General features: G+C 72.3%; 18 protein-coding genes. 7 read left to right on the forward strand and 11 right to left on the reverse strand.

Annotated features, from left to right (window positions below):
• Positions 1-173: 173 nt before the first annotated feature.
• Positions 174-1,499 (forward strand): Glu/Leu/Phe/Val family dehydrogenase, encoded by a 1,326-nt coding sequence (locus WME95_RS33955; protein ID WP_437903511.1) that lies wholly within the window; start codon positions 174-176, stop codon positions 1,497-1,499.
• 52 nt (positions 1,500-1,551) lie between these two features.
• On the opposite strand, the gene ygfZ is transcribed toward WME95_RS33955, so the two are convergent.
• From ygfZ to WME95_RS33970, 3 genes are all read right to left on the reverse strand, one after another.
• Positions 1,552-2,550 carry a CAF17-like 4Fe-4S cluster assembly/insertion protein YgfZ gene (gene ygfZ, locus WME95_RS33960; protein ID WP_437903512.1) on the reverse strand — a complete coding sequence of 333 codons (999 nt, stop codon included), beginning with the start codon at positions 2,548-2,550 and terminating at the stop codon, positions 1,552-1,554.
• A gap of 61 nt (positions 2,551-2,611) precedes the next feature.
• On the reverse strand, positions 2,612-3,241 hold the full coding sequence (locus WME95_RS33965; RefSeq protein ID WP_437903513.1) for a hypothetical protein: 630 nt from the start codon (positions 3,239-3,241) through the stop codon (positions 2,612-2,614).
• A gap of 33 nt (positions 3,242-3,274) precedes the next feature.
• The gene (locus WME95_RS33970; protein ID WP_437903514.1) at positions 3,275-3,853 is read right to left on the reverse strand and encodes a hypothetical protein; all 579 of its coding nucleotides are present in this window, start codon (positions 3,851-3,853) and stop codon (positions 3,275-3,277) included.
• Positions 3,854-4,151: 298 nt separating this feature from the next.
• Between WME95_RS33970 and WME95_RS33975 the strand changes: the two genes are divergently transcribed.
• From WME95_RS33975 to WME95_RS33985, 3 genes are read left to right on the forward strand one after another with little or no spacing between them, the layout of a single operon-like run.
• On the forward strand, positions 4,152-5,498 hold the full coding sequence (locus WME95_RS33975) for a vitamin K epoxide reductase family protein (RefSeq protein ID WP_437903515.1): 1,347 nt from the start codon (positions 4,152-4,154) through the stop codon (positions 5,496-5,498).
• A gap of 7 nt (positions 5,499-5,505) precedes the next feature.
• Positions 5,506-6,204, forward strand: a complete 699-nt coding sequence (locus WME95_RS33980) for a hypothetical protein (RefSeq protein WP_437543395.1) — start codon at positions 5,506-5,508, stop codon at positions 6,202-6,204.
• Positions 6,201-6,917: a thioredoxin-like domain-containing protein gene (locus tag WME95_RS33985; protein ID WP_437903516.1), complete on the forward strand. Its 717-nt coding sequence runs from the start codon at positions 6,201-6,203 to the stop codon at positions 6,915-6,917. The genes WME95_RS33980 and WME95_RS33985 overlap by 4 nt, the downstream gene beginning before the upstream one ends.
• A gap of 573 nt (positions 6,918-7,490) precedes the next feature.
• On the opposite strand, the gene WME95_RS33990 is transcribed toward WME95_RS33985, so the two are convergent.
• Positions 7,491-7,907, reverse strand: coding sequence for a GNAT family N-acetyltransferase (locus WME95_RS33990; protein WP_437903517.1), 417 nt, complete (start codon positions 7,905-7,907; stop codon positions 7,491-7,493).
• Between WME95_RS33990 and WME95_RS33995 the strand changes: the two genes are divergently transcribed.
• Positions 7,802-9,109: a MopE-related protein gene (locus WME95_RS33995; RefSeq protein WP_437903518.1), complete on the forward strand. Its 1,308-nt coding sequence runs from the start codon at positions 7,802-7,804 to the stop codon at positions 9,107-9,109. The genes WME95_RS33990 and WME95_RS33995 overlap by 106 nt on opposite strands.
• Here the strand turns inward: WME95_RS33995 and WME95_RS34000 are convergent.
• Together WME95_RS34000 and WME95_RS34005 are read right to left on the reverse strand one after the other, a co-directional pair.
• On the reverse strand, positions 9,074-9,601 hold the full coding sequence (locus tag WME95_RS34000) for a methylated-DNA--[protein]-cysteine S-methyltransferase (protein WP_437903519.1): 528 nt from the start codon (positions 9,599-9,601) through the stop codon (positions 9,074-9,076). The two genes, WME95_RS33995 and WME95_RS34000, sit on opposite strands and share 36 nt — an antisense overlap.
• Positions 9,582-11,126, reverse strand: a complete 1,545-nt coding sequence (locus WME95_RS34005; RefSeq protein ID WP_437903520.1) for an AlkA N-terminal domain-containing protein — start codon at positions 11,124-11,126, stop codon at positions 9,582-9,584. Before WME95_RS34005 ends, WME95_RS34000 begins: the two co-directional genes overlap by 20 nt.
• A 182-nt stretch (positions 11,127-11,308) precedes the next feature.
• Here WME95_RS34005 and WME95_RS34010 point away from each other — a divergent pair, with 182 nt between their 5' ends.
• The gene (locus tag WME95_RS34010; RefSeq protein WP_437903521.1) at positions 11,309-12,358 is read left to right on the forward strand and encodes a Glu/Leu/Phe/Val dehydrogenase dimerization domain-containing protein; all 1,050 of its coding nucleotides are present in this window, start codon (positions 11,309-11,311) and stop codon (positions 12,356-12,358) included.
• Between the two features lie 3 nt (positions 12,359-12,361).
• On the opposite strand, the gene WME95_RS34015 is transcribed toward WME95_RS34010, so the two are convergent.
• The 3 genes from WME95_RS34015 to WME95_RS34025 form a co-directional block, all read right to left on the reverse strand.
• Positions 12,362-14,110 carry a carbon starvation CstA family protein gene (locus WME95_RS34015; RefSeq protein ID WP_437903522.1) on the reverse strand — a complete coding sequence of 583 codons (1,749 nt, stop codon included), beginning with the start codon at positions 14,108-14,110 and terminating at the stop codon, positions 12,362-12,364.
• Positions 14,111-14,266: 156 nt separating this feature from the next.
• The gene (locus WME95_RS34020) at positions 14,267-15,070 is read right to left on the reverse strand and encodes an SDR family NAD(P)-dependent oxidoreductase (RefSeq protein WP_437903523.1); all 804 of its coding nucleotides are present in this window, start codon (positions 15,068-15,070) and stop codon (positions 14,267-14,269) included.
• An 82-nt stretch (positions 15,071-15,152) separates the two neighbouring features.
• Positions 15,153-15,710, reverse strand: coding sequence for a DJ-1 family glyoxalase III (locus WME95_RS34025; protein WP_437709516.1), 558 nt, complete (start codon positions 15,708-15,710; stop codon positions 15,153-15,155).
• Positions 15,711-15,898: 188 nt separating this feature from the next.
• Between WME95_RS34025 and WME95_RS34030 the strand changes: the two genes are divergently transcribed.
• Positions 15,899-18,436, forward strand: coding sequence for an SUMF1/EgtB/PvdO family nonheme iron enzyme (locus WME95_RS34030; protein WP_437903524.1), 2,538 nt, complete (start codon positions 15,899-15,901; stop codon positions 18,434-18,436).
• A 423-nt stretch (positions 18,437-18,859) separates the two neighbouring features.
• Here WME95_RS34030 and WME95_RS34035 read toward each other — a convergent pair whose 3' ends face one another.
• Positions 18,860-20,005, reverse strand: coding sequence for a hypothetical protein (locus WME95_RS34035; protein WP_437903525.1), 1,146 nt, complete (start codon positions 20,003-20,005; stop codon positions 18,860-18,862).
• 466 nt (positions 20,006-20,471) lie between these two features.
• Entirely contained in the window at positions 20,472-20,792 is a 321-nt protein-coding gene (locus tag WME95_RS34040; protein WP_437709522.1) for a hypothetical protein, read from the reverse strand.
• Positions 20,793-20,930: the final 138 nt, after the last annotated feature.

The following is a 20,930-nucleotide window of genomic DNA, read 5'->3' on the forward strand; positions in this document are numbered from 1 at the left end:
CGCACGCGCCGCAGCCTCGCCCCCGACGCGGCTCTCCTGCCGTCAACGCGGCGCCTCCTCGCACACTGGCAGCCTGACGCATCGCCCCGCCCGTCCGGAACCGCGATGACGCATCGCATGGTTGCGCCCGACGTTGAACGGAAGGGCTCAGCGCACTAGAAAGTTACATAGCCATGGAAGAACAGCTCAGTACCAAGACCACGACTTCGCCTGTGAGCGTCCCTGCTGCTCCGAGCCACAGGCACAAATACGAGTTCTTCAAAGTCGTCCAGGGTTATCTCGACGAGGCTGCCCGGCTGATCGAGCTGCCGGGTTACATCACCACGATCCTGAGCCAGCCGAAGAACGAGATCATCGTCAATTTCCCTGTACGGATGGATGACGGCAGCATCCGGCTCTTCAAGGGTTACAGGATCCAGCACAACAACCTCCTCGGGCCGTTCAAGGGGGGCATTCGATACCACGAGACGGTATCGCTCGATGACCTCAAGGCGCTGGCCGCGATGATGACGTGGAAGTGCGCGCTCATGAACCTGCCGCTCGGCGGCGGGAAAGGGGGGATCAAGTTCAACCCGAACGAGGTGTCGCGCGCCGAGCTCCAGAGGATCACCCGCCGCTTCTTCCATGCGCTCGGCGGAAACATCGGCCCGGAGACGGACATCCCGGCTCCCGACATGGGCACCGACGCAAAGACCATGGCCTGGGCCATGGACACGTACATGAACACCGTCGGCCAGCTCTTCAAGCAGGCGGTGAAGGGCGTCGTGACGGGCAAGCCGGTGGCGTCCGGCGGCACGTACGGTCGCGAGAAGGCGACGGGCCAGGGGGTCGTCCACTGCATCACCGAGTGGGCCGAGGACAACGACGTGAACCTCGGGGGCTCGACGCTGCTCGTGCAGGGCTTCGGCAACGTCGGCTCGCACACGGCCGTGCTCCTGTCGAAGCTCGGCGCCTCGACCGTCGCTGTCGGCGATCACACCGGGTATCTCTACAATCCGGAGGGGTTCAATCCGCACAAGCTGCAGGACTACGTGAAGAAGAACCGCTCGATCGCGGGCTACCCTGCCGGCAAGCCGATCAGCCGAGAGGAGTTCTTCCGGCTCAAGGCGGACATCTTCATCCCGGCGGCCCTGGAGAACCAGGTCGGCGTGGAGGAGGCGAGCTGGCTGCAGGTCCGCCTCGTGGCCGAGGGCGCGAACGGGCCGTGCACCCCTGAGGGGGAGAAGATCCTCCTGGAGCGCGGGATCCATATCCTTCCCGACGTCCTCGCCAACTCGGGCGGCGTCACGGTGAGCTACTACGAGTGGGTGCAGAACAAGCGCTCGGAGACATGGACGCTCGAGGAGGTCGACTCCCGGCTCGAGAAGGCGATGAAGCGGGCCTACCGCGAGGTGACCGAGATGGCGCGGCAGAAGAAGTGCACGCTGCGCCTCGCCGCCTATGCCGTGGCGCTGCAGCGGCTCGCCGCGGTGTATGGAGAGCGCGAGATCTTCCCCTGAGATCGCTTATCCGCGCTCCTCCGGCCCGCCGTCCGTCCGCGACGGCGGGGCGCTAGACCTTGGCCCGACCCGGCCCGTCCCCCGCCTTCGGCGCCCGCGTGATCTCGGCCGCCCGGCCGGCGACCCGGAGCGCCGTGCCCTGGACGGCGTGTTTGTATTTGACGTAGCCGAGCGCGAGCAGCCCTGTCCCGCGCGGGTCCTCGACCTGGCTCGTGACGGCGCCGACCGCCGCGCCGTCGGGCAGCGCGATCTCCGCGCCCGCGGGCACGCCGCCCTCCCCCTCGACGGCGAGCTGCACGAGCCGCTTCTTGGCGTGGCCGCGCGCCTGGAGCATGAACACCGTCTCCTGCCCCAGGTAGCACCCCTTGCTGAACGAGACGGCGCGCTCCTCGATCGAGGCCTCCTGCGGGAAGTTCTGGTCGTCGAAGTCGACGCCGAACCGCGGGACGTTGTTCTCGACCCGGAGCGCCTCCCACGCCGCCGCCGTGACCGGCAGGACCGCGCGGGCCTCGCCCTCGGCGAGGAGCGCCTCGAGGACGGCGCCCTCGGCCTGCCGGGGCGCCACGAGCAGCGCGCCCCCGAGGCCGGTCCAGTCGACGATCGCGGCCTCGGCGCCGGCCGCGCGCCCGGCCGCCGCGAGATCGGCGGACCGCGGGCCGTGGACGAAGACCCAGGCGTGCTCGCCGGAGGCGTCCTGGACCTCGGCGTCCTCCATGATGAGGTGGCGGTCGAAGAGCTCGCGGAGCTGCTCGACGCGCTCCCGCAGCGCGCCGACGTAGATGCGATCGTCCGCGATCACGATCCACACCTCGGCGAAGATCTTCCCCGTCTTCCCCACGTTGAGCCCGTACGCGCCGCCCGCGGGGGGCGCGGCCTTCGCCCCGGCAGGCAGCGGCTTCTGCGGCGCGAGATCGCAGGTGACCAGGCCGTTCAACCAGGTCTGCCGGTCCGAGCCGGTGACGATCAGCGTCCCGAGCTCGGGCATGGCCTGCACGAGCGCCCCTTCGCGGAGCGCGCGCCGCCGCTCTTCCAGTCCGTGAGCGTTGCTCATCGAGGCCGGATCGTGGAGGAGGGAGCCCGCGCCGTCGAGGGGCGGCCCGAACTTTCAGCGCTCAGGGATCGACCTCGGCGACGAGCGCCGGGAACTGAGCCGACTTGTGGACGCCCGGCGGGACGATCGCCGCGTCGACGTGGCCGACGAGGCGGCGGAGCGCGTCGACGTCGGCCGAGAGCACCTCGGCGACGACGGTGAGCGCCCTCGGGAGCGACGCGACGGCCTCGATCACCGCCTCCGCCGACGCGCCCCGGACCAGGACCGCGCGCGCGCCGACCTTCGCGGCGGCCTCGGCCCCCTCCTTGCTCTCCGCCAGCGCGAGCGGGAGCATGCGCATCGTCCTCGCCCCCTTCGCGAGGCGGTCCCAGTCGTCGAGCGGCAGCGTCGCGTCGATGCAGACCCCGTCCGCCCCGTGGTAGCGCGCCGCGAGGGCGCCGTCGCGATCGCTCACCCGCGACAGGCAGAGCGACGGCACCGTCCTCGTCGCCCGCGCGGCCCCCTGCATGGCGGGCCCTGCCTCGGCGAACGCGAGCGCGGAGATGTTGAGCTCATGCAGCCGCGCCGCGTCCTCCGCGGGCGCCTCCGAGCCGACGAGCCCGACAAGAGCCATGTTCTTCCTGCGGGTGGAGATCACCTGGAGAAGATCGCGTGTGGACGGGACGATCGATCCTGCATCGAAATCCTGCATGGGGAGGGCGGGTAGACGAGACGAACGCGCGGGTCAAGCGAGGGATCGCTCCGGGTCCTCGAGCGCGGGTCGGGAATCCGTGGCTGGAACGTCGTGCACGCGCATCCACACGGCGGTCTGATCGCCCTCGTAACAGACGCTGCCTTCGTGACGGAACTCGAACGAATAGCGGATCATGTGCCGCTTGACGCCGAGCCGGGAGCGCGTCGCCACGCACGTCGCCTCGATGGGCGCGCCCGGCTGGACCAGCTTGCGAAAGACCACCCGGTGAATGTTGGTGCCATAACCGATCCAGCCCTCGCGGTGGCGCAACCCGAGCAGGTGGTAGGCGTGCACGAAGCCGAGCATCCCCGTCGCGTGCACCATGATGGCGCCGGCGACGTGGCGCGGGTGCAGCAGCGGGTGCGCCCGCTGCGCGTCGACGAGCGGCATCGGCCTGTCGGTCGGCATGCGACAGCGCACGAGGCCCTTCTCGGCGTCCACCTCGAGGAGCTCGTCGAAGAAGAGCACCGAGGGTTCGTAAGGGAGGTCCGCGAGGAACTCGGCATCGAACGGGCCGAGCTTCACAGGAAGGGGCGCGCCGCTCGCCGCGCCGGGTGCAGAGGTCGTCATCGGTTGGCTCTGGGATCCCGAATCCCCCCGGGCCGGCTCCTAGCAGCGGCCGATCGCGTGGGCAACGCCGACCAGCGCCTGGCGGCGCGCGCCGCTGGGCCGGCGGGCTCGGCAAAGCCTGCCGGCGGGCTCAGCGCATCGCGGTCGCGACGCGCGTGGCGCGGGGCGCGGGGCGCGGGGCGACCGCTCCCCGGGACCGCGCATCGCGAGGCGCGTGCGTCATCGCGGGCGGGCGACGCCCGCGCGCACAGACGTCCTTATTTGACGCGTTGCCCGACGTCGCGTAATCCACTCGGCCATGTCAGGCAGTCGTGGACCTCGCGGGCCTGCGGCGCTCGCGCTCAGCGGGTCGCTCCTGGGACTCGCGTTCAGCGCCTCATCGACGTTCGATTACATCCGGCACCTCGACCGGCAGGTCCACGACCTGCACTGCAGCTTCGTCCCGGGCCTCGGCGCGCAGGCGGGCGCCGACACCGCGTGCCGCGTGGCCATGTACAGCCCCTACTCCGCCCTGTTCCGCGAGAGCTTCTGGGGCGGTATCCCCATCTCGCTGTTCGCCCTGGGGGCGTTCGCGTTCTTCGCGGCGTTCGCGCTCTATGTGCTGCTCTCGGCCCAGCACGCGCCGCGGCGCGCGGCGCACTTCCTGTTCGTCGCGGGCCTCACGCCGCTCGCCGTGTCGCTCCTGATGGCGACCATCTCGGCGGTGCGCCTCGGGGTGTTCTGCAAGACGTGCGTCGGCATGTACGTCTCGTCGGCGCTGCTCGCGGCCGGCGGCGTCTGGGCGTTCCTCGAGGACCGCAGGGCGGCCCGCGCCGCGGCCTGGTCCAGCGCGGCGCCCCGCGCGCCCTCGTCGGCAGGCGCGACCGGGGTGGGGCCCACCGTGCCCGGGGCGCCCCTCGGGGTCGACGGGCCGGGCGGCGCCGCCGCAGCGCCCGCCTCCCCCCCGCGCCGCGTGGGCTCGCTGCTGCTCCTGCCGGGGTGGCTCGTCGCGCTCGCCGTGTGCACGGTGACGCCGGCGCTGCTCTACGCGAGCGCGCTGCCGAGCTACGCGAGCTACATGACCGGCTGCGGCAAGCTGGAGAAGCCGGCCGAGCCCAACGGGGCGCTGCTCCACGTGACGCGCCCGGGCGCGGTGCAGCCGGCGACCCTCTTCGTCGACCCGCTCTGCCCGACCTGCAAGGCGTTCCACCAGCGGCTCGTGTCCGAGGGGGTGTGGGAGAAGCTCGACGCGACGGTGGTGCTCTTCCCGCTGGACAGCGAGTGCAACTGGATGCTCGACCGGCCGGTGCACCCGGGCGCGTGCCTCCTCTCGAAGGCCATCCTGTGCAGCGATCACCGGGCGATGGATGTGCTCGAGTGGGCCTACGAGAACCAGGAGACGCTGCTCGAGGGCGCGAAGGCGGGCGCGGGCATCGCCAACGTGCAGGCGGCGATCCGGCAGCGCTGGCCGGGGCTCGACGCATGCATGGACTCGAAGGAGACGGCGCTGCGGCTGAACCGTATGCTCCGCTACATCGTGGACAACAAGCTCCCTGTCTCGACGCCGCAGATGTTCCTGGGCACGACGCGGCTCTGCGACGAAGATACGGACATCGGGATGTCGTACGCGATAAGGCAGCTCGCGCCGGCGCTCCGGACGAAGTGAGGAGATCATGAGAGGCGCAGGGATCATCGGGATCGTGGCCGGGTGCGCGCTTCTTGTCGCGTCCGGGGTGACGGTGCACAGCGAGGTGCAGGCCGCGTCGCAGCGCCTGAAGACGGGTGTGGCCGCGGCGGTGAAGCCGGCCGTGGCCATCGCCAACGACGCCGAGGCGCCGTATTGCACGCCCGCGTTCAAGACGGTGCTGCAGCGGGTGCTCAACGCGTGCGGCCTGGTCGGGGCGGAGGCGCGGCGCGGGTGCCAGCCGGCCGACGTGAAGACGCTCGCGTCGATCAGCGACGACGACTTCAACGCGCTCTTCACGCCGCTGAGGCAGCGCGGCGGGGTCGTGATGTTCGACGACGCCTCGGAGAAGCTCGACGACGACGGCAAGAAGATGATCGAGGAGATGTGGCTCGATCGGCGCGGCGCCCGCTATTTCTTCATCGTCGCTCGCGCGTCGAAGACGGGTGGGCCGGAGTTCAACCGGACGCTGTCGCACAAGCGCGCGAACAGCGCGTTCTTCGACATCTCCGACAAGTTCAAGGAGCAGGACCTGGACAAGAAGGTCGGGATGCTGTGGCTCGGGAACGAGTTCGCGCAGCTCGGCGCGGAATACTGCCAATGGAACGTCTCGCGCAAGAACAAGGCATGTACGGCCGAGGCCATCAACCGGAGCGCCTTCGTCTCGTGGGTGGACTGTCAGCTGTGAGCCCCGCGAGGAGGAGCGGCGCCCTCCGGGGCGCCTTCGTGGCCCTCGCCGTGGCCGCGGGGCTCGCGGGCGGGTGCGACGCGGACAAGAAGGCCGATCTGCCGCCGCCCCCGACGCCCGGCCAGGGGCGGAGCAACGCGGTGACGGCGCCGGGGGCCGCGGCGCCCGCGAGCGCCACGGCGCCGGCGAGCGCCACGGCGGGGGCGGCGCCGGCCGCGCCGCGGCTCCTGTGCGCGGGGCAGTCGCCGCGGCCTGCGCCCTCGGCGGGCGGGCTCACGGCGGTCGCCGCCGGCGGCGCGGAGAAGCTGCCGGCGAACATCGGGTTCGGCGTCGGCAAGTGGGTGTGGGTGAACTTCTGGGCGGCGTGGTGCAAGCCGTGCCTGGAGGAGATGCCTCGGCTGCTCGGGTGGCAGCAGAAGCTGCGGGCGGCCGGCGTGCTCGTCGACCTGGCGTTCATCTCGATCGACGACGACGAGCGGCAGCTGTCGCGGTTCCTCGAGGCGCAGCCGGGCACCGGGGTGCGCGCCTCGTACTGGCTGCCCGACGGGCCCCAGCGGGCGGCGTGGCTGCGGGCGCTCGGCGTGAAGGAGACGACCGAGCTGCCGATCCACGCGCTCGCGGCGCCGAGCGGGCAGGTGACGTGCGTGATCCAGGGCGCCGTCGAGGACAGCGACTATCCGACGATCGCGTCGCTGCTCGGCGGGAAGAAGTAGCCTTCTGCCAGCGGCAGCTCTCCCGGGCCGCGTGGGGCCGGGGGATCACTCGGCGATGTGGGTCAGCCGCGAGCCTTCTACGGGCATGAACTCGTTGATCTTCATCGGCTCCACGCCGGTCGTGAACTCGTACGGACCCACGATATGAATCACCTCTACGCTGGACCCAGCCCGACGACGTGCTGGGGGGGAAAGGGAAACCCCCTCCAACATCGTCGCTGTCCGAGCCAATTTGAGTGCAACCCGGCATGGCGAACGCGCCGATCCACAACCCAACCACCGCCGAAGAACGCACGGTTCTCATCCTGACCCCTCCTCGATTCATTCCTCGAGGCACCGCGGCCGACGCCGCCGTTCGCCTTCAGCGGATCCCACCTCGCCCGAGCTCGCCCGAACCAACCCCCGCACACGACGGCGCTATCGTGGACAGATGGCCTCCTCAACAGCCCGGGCGGGCAAATCCGTCACCAGGGCTCAACGCGTTTGTCGTTTATCGACACTGGTTCTGCTGAAAGCGCGGCAGCCACACAAGACCACCCGTGGGGTCGACCGGAGCGCCGCGCGGCAGCTACATCAGATCACCTGCCGAGCTGTTCGAGAGCGCGCCGGGAGCAGCCGGCCAGGGATGCTGGCAGAGCCCTTCTCGCCCACGCGCCGCGCGCCGCAGGCCTCGTAAAACCGCGCGGCGCTCGGATCTCCCTGGATCACGAGGACGCGGTACCCGCGTCGCCGCGCTTCGTCGCGCGCGTGCGCCAGGAGCGCGCGGCCATGACCGCGCCCGATCGCCTGCGGCTCGACGCGGCGCTCCTCGAGGCGCGCCGTCGCAAAGCGGCGCTCGGCTTGTGGGGAGGTCGCGGCCGAACCTATCGTCGTAAGAGCGCCTCGTGAAAACCTCTCTGCTGACACGCCGTACCGCCTTTCTCCTTCGTCTGTCCTCGCTGGTTGCGTCGGCGGCCCTCCTCTTCGCGAGCTGCAAGGGCAGCGCGCCACAGCAAGGGTCAGGCGATCCCTGCGAGAGCGCGCAGGACTGCGCGGACGGCGTCCCCTGTACGGTCGATCGCTGCGTCGGCGGTCGGTGCGAGTCGGAGGCGGACGACGCCCGCTGTCCGAGCGGGCGCTGTGATCGGGCGAGGGGCGCCTGCGTCAACGACAAGGCGTGCGCGTCGCCGGCCGACTGCGTGGACGCGGATCCGTGCACCCAGGAAGAGCGCTGCAACGAGTCGCTCCGGCAGTGCGTCTTCGAGGGGCTGGACGGCGACGGGGACGACGCGCTGCCCGTGATCTGCGGCGGCACGGACTGCGACGATGACGATCCGCGCAACGCCCCGACGCTCGCCGAGCTGTGCGACGGCGCCGACAACAACTGCAACGGCACGGCCGACGAGGGCGAGGACAGCGCCCTCTGCGGCGCCGACGATGCGCGCTGCGTGAGCGGGCGGTGCGAGTGCCCGGCCGGGCAGGGGTACTGCCCGCTGGATGGCTCCTCGGGGTTTCACTGCATCGACGTTCAGTCCGACCCGAAGAACTGCGGCGCCTGCGGGGCGTCGTGCCCCGCGGGCACGACCTGCGAGGGCGGGCAGTGCACGTGCCCGGGGGGCCTCACGCTGTGCGGGTCCGCCTGCGCGGACCTCTCCACGGACCGGAACCATTGCGGCACCTGCGGCACCGCCTGTGACGACGGGGAGAACTGCACCGACGGCAAGTGCCTGTCGTGCGGCAGTCTCAACGAGCCTTGTTGCGATGGCGTGCTCTGCGAGGACCGGTTCACCGAGTGCGGGCGAAGCGGCACGTGCGTCCCGGCGGCGTGCTCGGAGCCGTTCGAAGCGTTGCCGGTCACGCTCCTGCCGCGGTGCACGGCCGAGACGCGGACGTGCGTCGAGACGTGCGAGGGGGACGGGTGCCTTCTCGATTGCCTCGAAGCGGACACCACACCCCCCCGCTCGTTCGCCGGCCAATCCTTCAACTGCCTCGACTGCATCAGCCACCAGATCGAGGCCTGCGGGGCGCGGACGATGTGCCGGGAGACCCAGGCGGCGATGTACTGCTGCATCGAGGAGCGCTGCGGCGGGACCGTCGACAGCAGGTGCGAGTCCCGCTGCTCGTTTGAGTTCGACGAGCACAGCAGCTGCCTCGCCTTGATGGGTTGCGTTTACATCCTAGAGGCGGAGCAGCCGCTCTCCTGCTTCCCCTGAGGCGCCCTCGTGCGCGAGCAGCCACCGCTTCCTCTCCAGGCCGCCGGCATACCCCGTGAGCTCTCCGCCGGCCCCGATGACCCGGTGACACGGGATGATCAGACAGACAGGATTCCGGCCGTTCGCCAGGCCGACGGCGCGGGACGCCGACGGTTGACCTAGCGACGCCGCGACCTCCCCGTAAGCGCGCGTCGCGCCGGGAGGGATGCGCCGGACCTCCGCCCATACGCGGCGCTGGAAGGCGGTGCCGCCGGGCTCGACGGGGATGTCGGAGAGCGCGGCGAGATCGCCGCGCCAGTAGGCCCTCAGTCGGCCGGACAGGCCGTAAGGATCCGCGGCGCTGCGCAGCGTGACCGCGCCGTAGCGCGCCTCCAGCAAGGTGCGAAGGCGGGGCGCGCAGTCCGAGAAATCGAGCCCGTGGACCGCGCCGCCGCCGGCCGCGAGGAGCATGACCCCGAGCGGCGACTCGACCTCATCCAGCAAGAGATCCATTCGACACCTCCCTCTCCGCGGGCCGCGCGCCCTGCGCGTCCGCTGTCCACAACAGCACCGCGGCGTAGGCGCGCCACGGGCGCCACGCCTCCGCCATGGCCGCGAGATCCGCGCCGGAGACGCCGCCGAGCGCGCGCCGCAGGCCGAGATCCGTGGCCGGGAACGCGTCCGGCTCGCGCAGCGCGCGCATCGCGATGTAGTGCGCGGTCCACGCGCCGACGCCCGGGACCGCGCAGAGCGCGCGCACCGTCTCGTCCAGGCCGCGCGAGGCGTCGAGCGCGACCTCGCCGGAGGCCACGCGCGCCGCGAGCGCCGTGATCGTCGCGGCGCGGGCGCGCGGCAGGCCGAGGTCCGTCAGATCGGCCGCGGCGAGCGCCTCGGGCGCCGGGAAGACGAAGCGGAGCCCCTCGGCGCCCTCGGGCAGGCCGCCGCGGACCGCGAGCGGCTCGCCGTGCCGCTCGACAAGGCGGCCCGCGAGCTGCGTCGCGGCGCGGACGCTCACCTGCTGGCCCAGGATCGCCCGCACCGCGAGCTCGAAGCCGTCCCACGCGCCCGGCACGCGCACGCCCGGCATCGCCAGGACCCGCGGGGCGAGCCGCGGATCGGCCCCGAGGTGCGCGGCGATCGCGTCGGGATCAGCGCCGAGGTCGAAGAGCCGCCGCAGCCGCTCCGCGCAGTGGATGAGCCCCTCCGTGCCGGGCAGCCGCAGCCGCGCGAGGAGGTACGGCTCGCCGGGCGCCGCGCGCACCTCGACGACGCCGTGCCCGCCGGCGACGCGCACCGTGCGGCGGTAGGCGCCGGGGCCCGCCGACTCCACGCCGGGGATCGCGCGCGCGCCGAGGAAGCCCGCGAGCGCGCCCCAGTCGAGCGGCGGCCGGAACGGGAGGCGGAGCGCGATGTCCGGCGCGCCGCCCTCCCTTCCCCTGGCCTCCCCACCCCCACCCTCCCCTCCCCCACCCCGCTTCGCTACGGCCCTTCGCAGCTCGCGCGGCGAGCGCTCGTAGGCGGCGCGGATCGCGTCGTTGAAGCGGCGGACGCTGGAGAAGCCCGACGAGAGCGCCACCTCGGTCATGGAGAGCGCCGTCTCGTCGAGGAGCTTCTTCGCGAAGAGCAGGCGCCGCGTCTGCGCCACCGCGAGCGGGGAGGCGCCGACGTGCCGCAGGAAGAGCCGCCTCAGGTGGCGCTCGCCCACGCCGAGCCGCGCCGCGAGCGCCGGGGCGTCCTCGTCGTCGAGCGCGCCCTCCGCGATGAGCCGGAGCGCCCGCGAGACCAGGGCCGACGTGCCCAGCCACGCGGGCGTCCCGGGCGAGGCCTCGGGGCGGCAGCGCAGGCATGGGCGGTAGCCGGCCTCCTGCGCGGCGGCCGCCGAGGGGAAGAACACGCAGCGTTCCCGCTTCGGCGTGCGCGCGGGGCAGATGGGGCGGCAGTAGATGCCCGTCGAGCGCACCCCCGTGAAGAAGCGACCGTCGAAGCGACGGTCGCGGGTCTCGAGCGCGCGGTAGCACGCGTCCTCGTCGATCCGCATGCAGGCGTCGTAGCGCGGGTGCCGCCGCGGCTCTGGCGCTTTTCGGACCTGTGAGGGCGGACGGGTCCGGCCGCCCCCGACCGCCCCGGCTCGACAGGACGCTGCGGCGCGGGACGCGCGGGCCGTCCACAGAGCGCGCCGGCCCGGGTGGTCTCGCCGCGGAATGGTACGCTCGGCGCGGCATGAAGAGCGTGTTCGACACCCTTGCCGCCATGGGGCACGAGCAGGTGCTGTTCTGCGCGGACGAGCCCGCGGGTTACCGCGCGATCATCGCGATCCACAGCACCGCGCTGGGCCCGGCGCTCGGCGGGACGCGGCTCCTCGGGTACGCGAGCGACGAGGCGGCGCTTGTGGACGCGCTGCGCCTGTCGCGCGGGATGACCTACAAGAACGCGCTCGCCGGGATGGACGTCGGCGGCGGCAAGGCGGTCGTCCTCCGCGGCGGCGCGGAGCCGCTCGACCGGGAGCGGCTGTTCCGCGCGCACGGGCGCTTCATCGAGCGCCTCGGCGGCAGGTTCATCACCGGCGAGGACGTGGGCACCACCCCCGCGGACATGGAGCTCATCCGGCGCGAGACGCGCCACGTGAAGGGCCTCGCCGGCGAGGGCGGCGACCCGTCGCCGTGGACCGCGCGGGGCGTGCTCCGCGCGATCCAGGCCGGGGCCCGCCACCGGTGGGGCAGCGACGAGCTCGCGGGCCGGACCGTGGCGCTCCAGGGCTGCGGCAGCGTCGGCGGCCGGCTCGCGGCGGAGCTCCACCGGCTCGGCGCGCGGCTGCTCGTCGCGGACGTCGACCCGGATCGCGCCCGCCACGTCGCCGCCGAGCTCGGCGCCATGATCGTGCCGCCGGACGCGATCGCCTCGGCCCAGGCCGACATCTTCGCCCCGTGCGCGCTCGGCGGCGTCCTCGACGACCGCGCCGTGCAGGAGCTGAAGGCCGAGATCGTCGCGGGCGCGGCCAACAACCAGCTCCTCGAGCCGCGCCACGGCGACGCGCTCGCCGCGCGCGGCGTCCTCTACATCCCGGATGTCGTGGCCAACGCAGGCGGCGTGCTGAGCGGCGGCGCGGATCTCTTCGGCTGGTCCCGCGCCGAGGTCCACCGGCGCGTCCAGGCGATCTACGACACGGTCCTCAGGGTCCTCGAGATCGCGGCGAGCGACGGCGTTTCGCCGCAGCTCGCCGCCGAGCGGCTGGCCGAAGCGCGCCTGCGGGAGCGCGCCGCGGCGGGGTGATCGCTACCGCGTCAGCGCACCCGGCCCGGGCGCCGGCTCGGCGGCCGGGCCGTTCTTGAGCGCCTTCACCGACTCGACCATCATCGACACAGCGAGCCCGATCAGCGCGAGCCCCACGACGCCGTTCATCGTCGTCGCGTTGAGCGCGAGCCCCTCGGTCCGCACGGCGGTGAACGCGGTCCGCACCTGGAGGATGAGGGCCCACACGGTGATCGTCATGACGAACACCATCGGGATCGCCGTGTACCAGATGCGGCGCTTCTCGCGGTGCAGCCAGACGGTGACCGCGAGGAGCGTCAGCGCCGCGAGCAGCTGGTTGCTCGTGCCGAACAGCGTCCAGAAGTCGAGGTACGCGGGCCGCACGCCGGGTGCGGGCGGGCGCGCGGTCAAGATGAACAGCGTGGGCGGCGCCAGCGAGATCGCGGTCGCGGCCGCGGACACGACGCGCCCCTTCCAGTTGAAGAGCTCCTGGAGGATGTAGCGGCTGAGGCGCGTGGAGACGTCGAGCGTGTCGAACACGAAGGTGGAGAACGCCATGGCGCCGAACGTCGCGGCGAACAGGAAGTGCTCCTTGCCGATGATGACGGTGAGGAACTTGCCGATCCCGTCGCCGTAGATCTTGCCCGGCCCGCCCAGCTTCGTCCCCTGCGCCACGATGACGAGCGTCGCGAGCGCGATCAGCGCGACGAACGCCTCGGCCAGCATCGCGCCGTAGCCCACCGGGTGGGTGTGCGTCTCCTTCGAGATCTGCTTCGACGTCGTCCCCGAGCAGACGAGCCCGTGGAAGCCGGAGCAGGCGCCGCAGGCGATGGTGACGAACAGGAACGGGAAGAGCATGCCGGTCGCGCCGCCGGCGTTGAACGTGGTGAACGCGGGCTGCCGCAGCTCGAACTCCCCGGGGTAACGGAGGTTTCCAAAGAAGATGCCGATCACGCCGACCGCGAGCGCGATGTAGAGGACGAACCCGCCCAGGTAGCCGCGCGGCTGGAGGAGCAGCCAGACCGGCAGGAGCGAGGCGATGAGGCAGTAGACGAGGATGATGAGGCCGAACGCGCGCTGCGGGTTGTCGAGCGGCAGGACGAACGCTGTCGAGATCTTCGTGCCGAGCCAGACGACGCCGAGCGTCGCGGGCACGAAGATCAGCGTGGTGAGCCAGAGCGGCGGCTTGAGGTACCGCTCGACGACGCCCATGACGATGGAGAGGCCGAGGTAGGCGGCGCTCGCCGCGGCGACGGCGCCGCCGGGGTTGAACTGGAACGAGCCGCCCTCGAACTCCTCGGTCTTGCCGACGAAGGTGCTCGCCGTGATGTCCGTGAAGGCGACGATCACGTAGGACAGCGCGAGCCAGATGAAGATCATCATCGACAGCCAGGCGCGCCGGCCGATGTGCCGCTTCGCGATCTCGGCGACGCTCTCCGCCTCGTGGCGGACGCTCGCGATGAGCGCGGAGAAGTCGTGCACCGCGCCGATGAACACGACGCCGATCGCGATCCAGAGGATGCACGGGAGCCACCCGAACGCCTGGCCGGCGAGGATGGGGCCCGCGATCGGCCCGGCGGCCGCGATGGCGCTGAAGTGCTGCCCGAAGAGGTAGAACGGCTTCGTGGGGACGTAGTCCTCGCCGTCGTTCACCTTCACCGCGGGCGTCACGGCGCCGTCGTCGAGCGCGTAGTTGCGCGCGACGATCCGCCCGTAGAAGCGGTAGCCAAGGCACAGCACGACGATGACGGTCAGGGCGAGCAGCGGCAGCACGCGGCGGAGTATAAGGCCATCCGCGGGCGACAGTGGTCCGGCAAACGAAGGGGAAGGGCGGCGGTGGGTCGCCGGACGGGCGCAGGCCCCCGCCCATCACGGCGCCAGCGCCCGAGGGTGCCGGTCCGGAGGAGCCCCCTCGGAGACGCGCGGCCCTCAGAGGCCGGCGTTCATCGTGTCCCAGTAGCTGTGCAGGCCGTGGAGGTTGTTCCCGCCGTCGACGAACACCGTATCGCCGGTGATCCAGCGCGCCTCCTCGCTGCAGAGGAACGAGACCACGGGCGCCACGTCGGTCGTCTCCCCGATCCGCCCGAGCGGCGTGCGCTCGAGGAACCTCTGGGCGCTGAGCCCCGCCGTGAACCCGATGCCGTCGACGAGCGGCGTCCGGATGAGCCCCGGCGCCACCACGTTCACCCGGATGCCGTGGCGCCCGAGCTCGGACGCGGCCACCTTGGTGAGCTGCGCGAGGGCCGCCTTGGAGGCGCAGTAATGCGACATGCCGTCGGTCGCCAGCACCTGGTTGATGGAGCTGATGTTGACGACGGCGCCCGGCTGTTTCGCGGCGATGAGGCCGCGGGCGACCGCTTTCATGAAGAGGAAGGGGCCCTTCAGGTTGATGTCGAGGACGCGGTCGAAATCCTCCTCCGGCAGGTCCGTCAGGAGCGCGAGCGTGGCGATCCCCGCGTTGTTCACGAGGATCCCCGGCAATCCGAACGCCGACGTCGCCGCCTCGACGGCGCGCGACACGTCTTCGGCGCGGGACGCGTCGCCCAGGAAGGGCAGCGCGCGCGCCGGCCCGTCGGCCGCGCGGTTCAGCTCCTCGGCCGCCGCCTCGACCTTCGCCGCCGTCCGGCCGAAGAGCAGCACGTTGCTGCCGCGACTCATGAGGTCTCTCGCGATCTCGAGACCGATCCCCTGACCACCCCCGGTGACAATTGCGCTCTTGGAAACAAGCTTCATCTCGACCTCCCTGAATACGGAAAGCAAACCCAACGGCCTTGATTGCCTAGAGGAACTCCGGCCGGCCGAGCGCCGATCTCGCTCAGGCCGGCAGCATCATCGGCGCGCGCACCTTCGCGGCGATCTCCTCGCCCCGGAGCCGCGCGACGAGCGCGAGCGCGAACGCCATCGCGGTGCCCGGCCCCTGGCTCGTGACGAGCAGCCCGTCCTCGACGACCGGGCTCGCGAGGAGCTCGCCGTGCGCCGACACCACGTCGTTCACGGACGGGTGGCACGCCATCCTGCGGCCCTGGAAGAGCCCGTGCGCCGCGAGCGCGATCGGCGCGGCGCAGATCGCCGCGACGACCCGGCCCGCCTGCGCCTGCGCATGAAGGCGCTCCCCGACGGCCGGCGAGCTGGCCAGCCGGTCGGCCCCGCCCTTGCCGCCCGGGAGGACCACCACGTCGAAGTCGCCCGTCACGGCCGAGAGATCCGCGTCCGGCACGAGGCGCACGCCTCGGCTGCAGCGCACCGGGCCCGGGCCATCGAGCCCGGCGAGGACGACCTCGACCTCGGCGCGGCGCAGGACATCGACGATGATCGTCGTTTCCATCTCCTCGGCTCCCTCGGCAAGGATCACGAGCGCTCGCGGCGTCTTCATCAGCGCCGGCATGGGGCCGCGGGCCGCCGGATGCAAGCCGGACGCACACAGGACGCTGGCGGGCGCAAGCCGGACGCAGGCTGAGCGAGCGTATGCGAGCAGATCAAGGATCAAGCCGCGCGAGCTTGCGGGGACGAGCGGCGCCGAAGCCCCTTTGCCTGGGCACGGCGACGCGCTAGGAGCGGGGCATGGCGGAGCCGTCCGACGATCCGTTTGGCCTCTCGGGGCAGACCATCGAGGGGAAGTACCGCGTCGCCGCCGTCATCGGCGACGGCGGGTTCGGCGTCGTCTACCGGGGGATGCACGAGGGCTTCGGCGAGCTCATCGCGATCAAGTGCCTGAAGCTGCCGGCCTCGCTCGACGCCGCGGAGCGCGACGCGCTGCTCGAGACGCTGCGGGGCGAGGGGCGGATCCTGCACCGGCTGTCGCGGGCCACCTCGGGCATCGTGCAGGCGCTCGACGTCGGCGCGTTCACCACCCAGGCCGGCGTGTGGGTGCCCTACCTGGTGCTGGAGTGGCTGGAGGGCCAGACGCTCGGGCAATACCTCCGGGAGCGGCGCGAGCGGGGCGAGGCCGGCATGTCGATCGCCGAGGCGATCCAGCTGCTCACCCCGGCCGCGCGCGCGCTCGCCGTCGCGCACGCGCACAAGGTCGCGCACCGGGACGTGAAGCCGGCGAACCTGTTCCTCACCCAGGTCGGCGGGGCGCGGACGCTGAAGGTGCTCGATTTCGGCATCGCCAAGGTGCTGTCCGATCACCCGACGTTCACCGAGGCGCTCGCCGCGACCCGGCAGGGGCCGAGCGCGTTCACGCCGCGCTACGGCGCGCCCGAGCAGTTCAACAAGGCCCGCGGCGCGACGGGCCCGTGGACCGACGTGTTCGCGCTCGGGCTCATCTTCGTCGAGCTCGTGAGCGGCAGGCGCGCGCTCGAGGGGGACGACCCCACGCAGCTCTACGTCGCGTCGGCCGATCCGGCGGTGCGCCCGACGCTGCGCGCGCGCGGGCTCCCGGACGCGCCCGAGGCGATCGAGCGCGTGCTCGACAAGGCGCTCGCGATCGAGCCCAAGCACCGCTTCACGAGCGCAGGCGAGTTCTGGGACGCGCTCTCGGCCGCGGCGCACGGCGAGCGCGCGGGGTCCTTCGCGGGCCGCGGCGGCCCCTCCGCGGAGCACGCGGCGGGGCAGTCGACCGCCGAGTACGCGGCCGCGCAGGGGCTCGGCGTGGCCGTCGGGCCGAGCGAGCCGACGATGCTCGCCGACGCGCACGCGCCCGCCCCGGCGCGGCCTGCCATCGTCAAGGTGAGCCACGGCGCGAGCGGGCCGCAGGCCGCTGGCGCGAGCGGGCCGCAGGCCGCTGGCGCGAGCGGGCTGCCGGCCGCCGGCGTGACGGGCGGCGCGGCGCCTCGGGCGAGAGACGGGGGCGGCGCGCTGGCGACGGGGGGCTCCAGGACCGCGCAGGTCGAGGACTCCATGATCGAGACGGTCGCGCCCGCCGGCCCCCCTGCGGCCGGCGCGGCCCCGCACCCCGGCGCGGCCCCGCACCCCCAGGCCGCGGCGGGCGGACCGCCGCACGCCGCGCCGCCGGTCGCAGCGCCGCCGGTCGCAGCGCCGCCGGTCGCAGCGCCGCCGCAGCGCCGCAGCGCCGCGCGCGCGGCGCTTCCCTGGTTCGTGGCGGCGCTCGTGCTCGGCGGCGCCGGCGCGACGGCGTACGTCCTGACGCGGGCGCCCGACAAGAAGCCGGCGAAAGCGCCGGCCGCGCGCGCCACCGGGACGTCGTCCGCCGGGCGCGCCGCGACGACCGCGGCGGGCGTGCCGGCGCCCGCCAGCGCCGCGCCGACCGCGAGCGCCTCGGGCGCGGCGCCTTCCGCCGAGCCCGCCGCGCCCGCGGCGCCGCCGGCGGACATGGTCTTCATCGGCCCCATCTCGACCACGATCGGCGCCGCGGGCGAGGCGCGCCAGGTGACGCTCACCCGCGGGTTCTACATCGATCGCAACGAGGTGACCGTCCGCGCCTACCGGGCCTGCATGCAGCAGCGCATGTGCTCCACGGCGGATCACGTCTCGCTGACGCCCGAGCTCCTGCCCGGCGCGAAGGCGCCGACGACGCCCGAGGAGCAGCGGGAGGTCGAGCTCTGGACGCGGCGCTGCAACGAGCCCCGCGGCGCGACCGGGCACCCGATCAACTGCGTCGACTACTCCCAGGCGGAGAGCTACTGCCGCTTCCGCGGCCGGCGGCTGCCCACCGAGGCGGAGTGGGAGGTCGCCGCGCGCGGCGCGGCCGGCCGGGCCTTCGTCTGGGGCGACGAGGCGCCGGCCTGCGAGCGCGCCTGCTACGATCGCAACGAGGGCTGCCTCGCCCGCGGCGCCGACGTCTCGACCTGCGCGTCCGGCGTCCACCCGAGCGATCGCACCCCGGAGGGCGTCTACGATCTCGCCGGCAACGTGTCCGAGTGGGTCTCGGACGGCCTCGTCTTCCCGCCGCCCGGCGGCGAGAACCCGCAGGGCGACCCGTCCTTCCCGCTCAAGGTCGTGCGCGGCGGCAGCTTCCTGGACGGCCCCGAGAAGCTCTCTGCCACGTACCGCACCGCCGCGGCGCCCGTGACGGCGCACGCGTGGATCGGCTTCCGCTGCGCCATGGATGCGCCGGCGCAGGAGGGCGCCGCCGCGCAGCCGCCCGCCCCCGCGCCGCAGGCCGCGCCGGCCGAGCAGGGAGCGGCGGCGCCCTGAGCTGAAGCGCCGCGCCCCGCTCCTCCCGCGCGGCATGGCCGGGTCCGGTGCAGCGCGTCCACGGATCATCGATGTGCCGCTGATCCCAGCGCTTCCGCTACACCAGCGCCGAGGCGCCGCCCCAGATGAGCGACCACGACGAGACCCGCTACCAGGAGCGCCGAACAGAACCTCCCGTCGCCAGGCAACCGAGGAGCTACTACTCCTCCGCGCTCGTTCGCCGAGGACAGGCGACGAGATCGAGACGCTCTCGTTCTCGTCACCGGCTTGAGGCACCGTCGCAGAACGGCAACCCCGCGGCGCAACGAGCTACAGCCTGCAAGTTCACCGAGGCTGCTGACGGATCTCCGAAGAGAATTCACCGCCCGTGCTGGGCGCCGCCCCCATCGCCTGCGGGCCGGAGCAGGCCCCCCGCCCTGCAGCTCACAGGACGATGAACTTGTCGTCCGTGTACACGAGGACGAAGCGCGTGTCCGCCGGCGCGCCGCTGGCATCGAAGCAGGCGACGTTGACGTTCGTGTTCGTCTCGGTGCCGGACCAGCCGACGACCTTGCAGTACTCCGGTCCGGAGCCGTACGCCGTGATCTGCACGTTCGAGCCCGTCGCCGACATGCCGGGCAGGCTGACGGAGTAGCGGCCTGCGGACGTGCGCCCTGCGGTGATGTCGGCCTCCACCTCGCCCAGGTCCCCCGCGATGTAGCCTTCCTGATAGGAGAGGCTCGGCGTGTACGCCGCCGCCGTGGCGTTGTTGGCCCAGGCGTAGCTGTAGGAGAGCCCGCCGTTCACCGGCCTCGAACGCGCGAAGTTGAGGGTGAACTGGCTATCCGACGGGGCGCCCGAGCTGTCGAAGCAGCGCACGCGGACCACCGCGTCGTCCCCGGACTGCGCCCAGCTGCCGACCTTGCAGTGATCGCTGCCCGGGCCGTAGGCCGTCACCTCGACCGTCGCGCCGCCCGCGGTCTGCCCCGGCAGGGTCACCGCATAATAGCCCACCCCCTCGCGCGCGATCGTGTTGTTCACGCCGCTCGAGTTGAACTGGTACGTCGCCGTGGGCGTGTACGCCGACGCCGTCGGGTTGTTCGCCCAGACGTACGCCTCGCCCGAGGATCCGGTGCCCGACTTGTGGACATAGGCGACGCTGAACAGGGTGTCGACCGGCGCGCCGCCCGCGGTGAAGCAGTTGACATGAACATCCACGTCATCGCCGCTCCTGGCCCAGGAATTGACCTTGCAGCGCTCGGCGCCCGCGCCGTAGGCCGTGACCTGGACATGACCGCCCGGCGCCGCGCCCACGTCCGGAAACCGCACGCGATATTGGCCCGCACCGAGCTGCGTGACGGTGTTGTTCACGCCCTGCCCGGACACGTCTCCAGAGGAGTTCCGCGAGTAGCTCGAGCTCGCGGTGAACGAGCCCGTCGCCTGGTGCGCCCACGCATACGCCCACGCACGGGACACGAACGCTTGCTGGGCGTCGCCCACCTCGCCCTCCTCGGCCTCGTACGCCACGGCGCAACCTGCGCCCATGATGCCGACGACAAGGGATCCCAGCAGCAGTGCATTGTTCTTCATGACATGCTTCCTTTCCACGAGTTCGATGTTGGATAACGGCCATCGCTGCCCCGGCGCGACCGCGACAAGGCGATGACAAGGCGATTGCAACGCATATGCCGCGCGCGGCCACCCGGCGCGTGCAGCGATGGCGCTGCCTCCTGTTCCGGGGGCGAGACGCCGGATCGGGCGCTATCAGGCCGTGATCGCGACACGCCGGCCGCGACCGGCGACCGAGTTGCTGCGCGTCGCCGTCACGCGCTCATGACACCCTCGCTGTCACGCTCCCATGACAGGCGTCATCTCCGCGTGTCAGCGCGAGGGGGCCAGCGAGGAGCGCGCCGCTCAGGGGATCTCCAGACGATCGCCGGGCGCCGGGCTCACGATCGCGCCGTCGGGTGAGCGATCCGCTGCGCAGGCCGCCGAGGCGGGTCCTTCGGGACGCCAGCCGTCGACGTCCTTCCGGCAGATTCATGCCATCTCGGCGTCAGCGCTTGATCTGGGCATCAGGCCAGAGCCCGAGGATCTCTTGCAACTGCTGCTCGGGACCGAACTCCTCCCAGACGATCCCATTGCAATCCCGCGTCTCGGAGAAGGCGCTGGCGGCGTCGTCCTCCCAGCCCAGATGACGCAACGCCGGAGCTTCGCCGGCGGGGATCTGACGGATGGAGAAGTTCACCGTGTCGGTGCGCCAAAGCGCGTACTGATCCGGTACGATCACGTGCGGCTGGGCCGCCAGGCGCTGCGTGTAATCCGCAATGGAGTCCGTCAGTGAACGCACGCCCAGAGCAATGTGAATTCTTCGCATCTACGACCCTTCTCACAGCGCCCACGCGATGAGACACACCATGACGGAGCGCTGCGCAGAGACCGATACCATGGGTGAGGCAAGCGCACCAGCCTCGGCGCGCAAGCCCGGCGGACGCGGACCATGTCTGAGCCGACG

It is taken from the genome of Sorangium sp. So ce327 (assembly GCF_051530205.1).
GTDB lineage: Bacteria > Myxococcota_A > Polyangia > Polyangiales > Polyangiaceae > Sorangium > Sorangium cellulosum_B.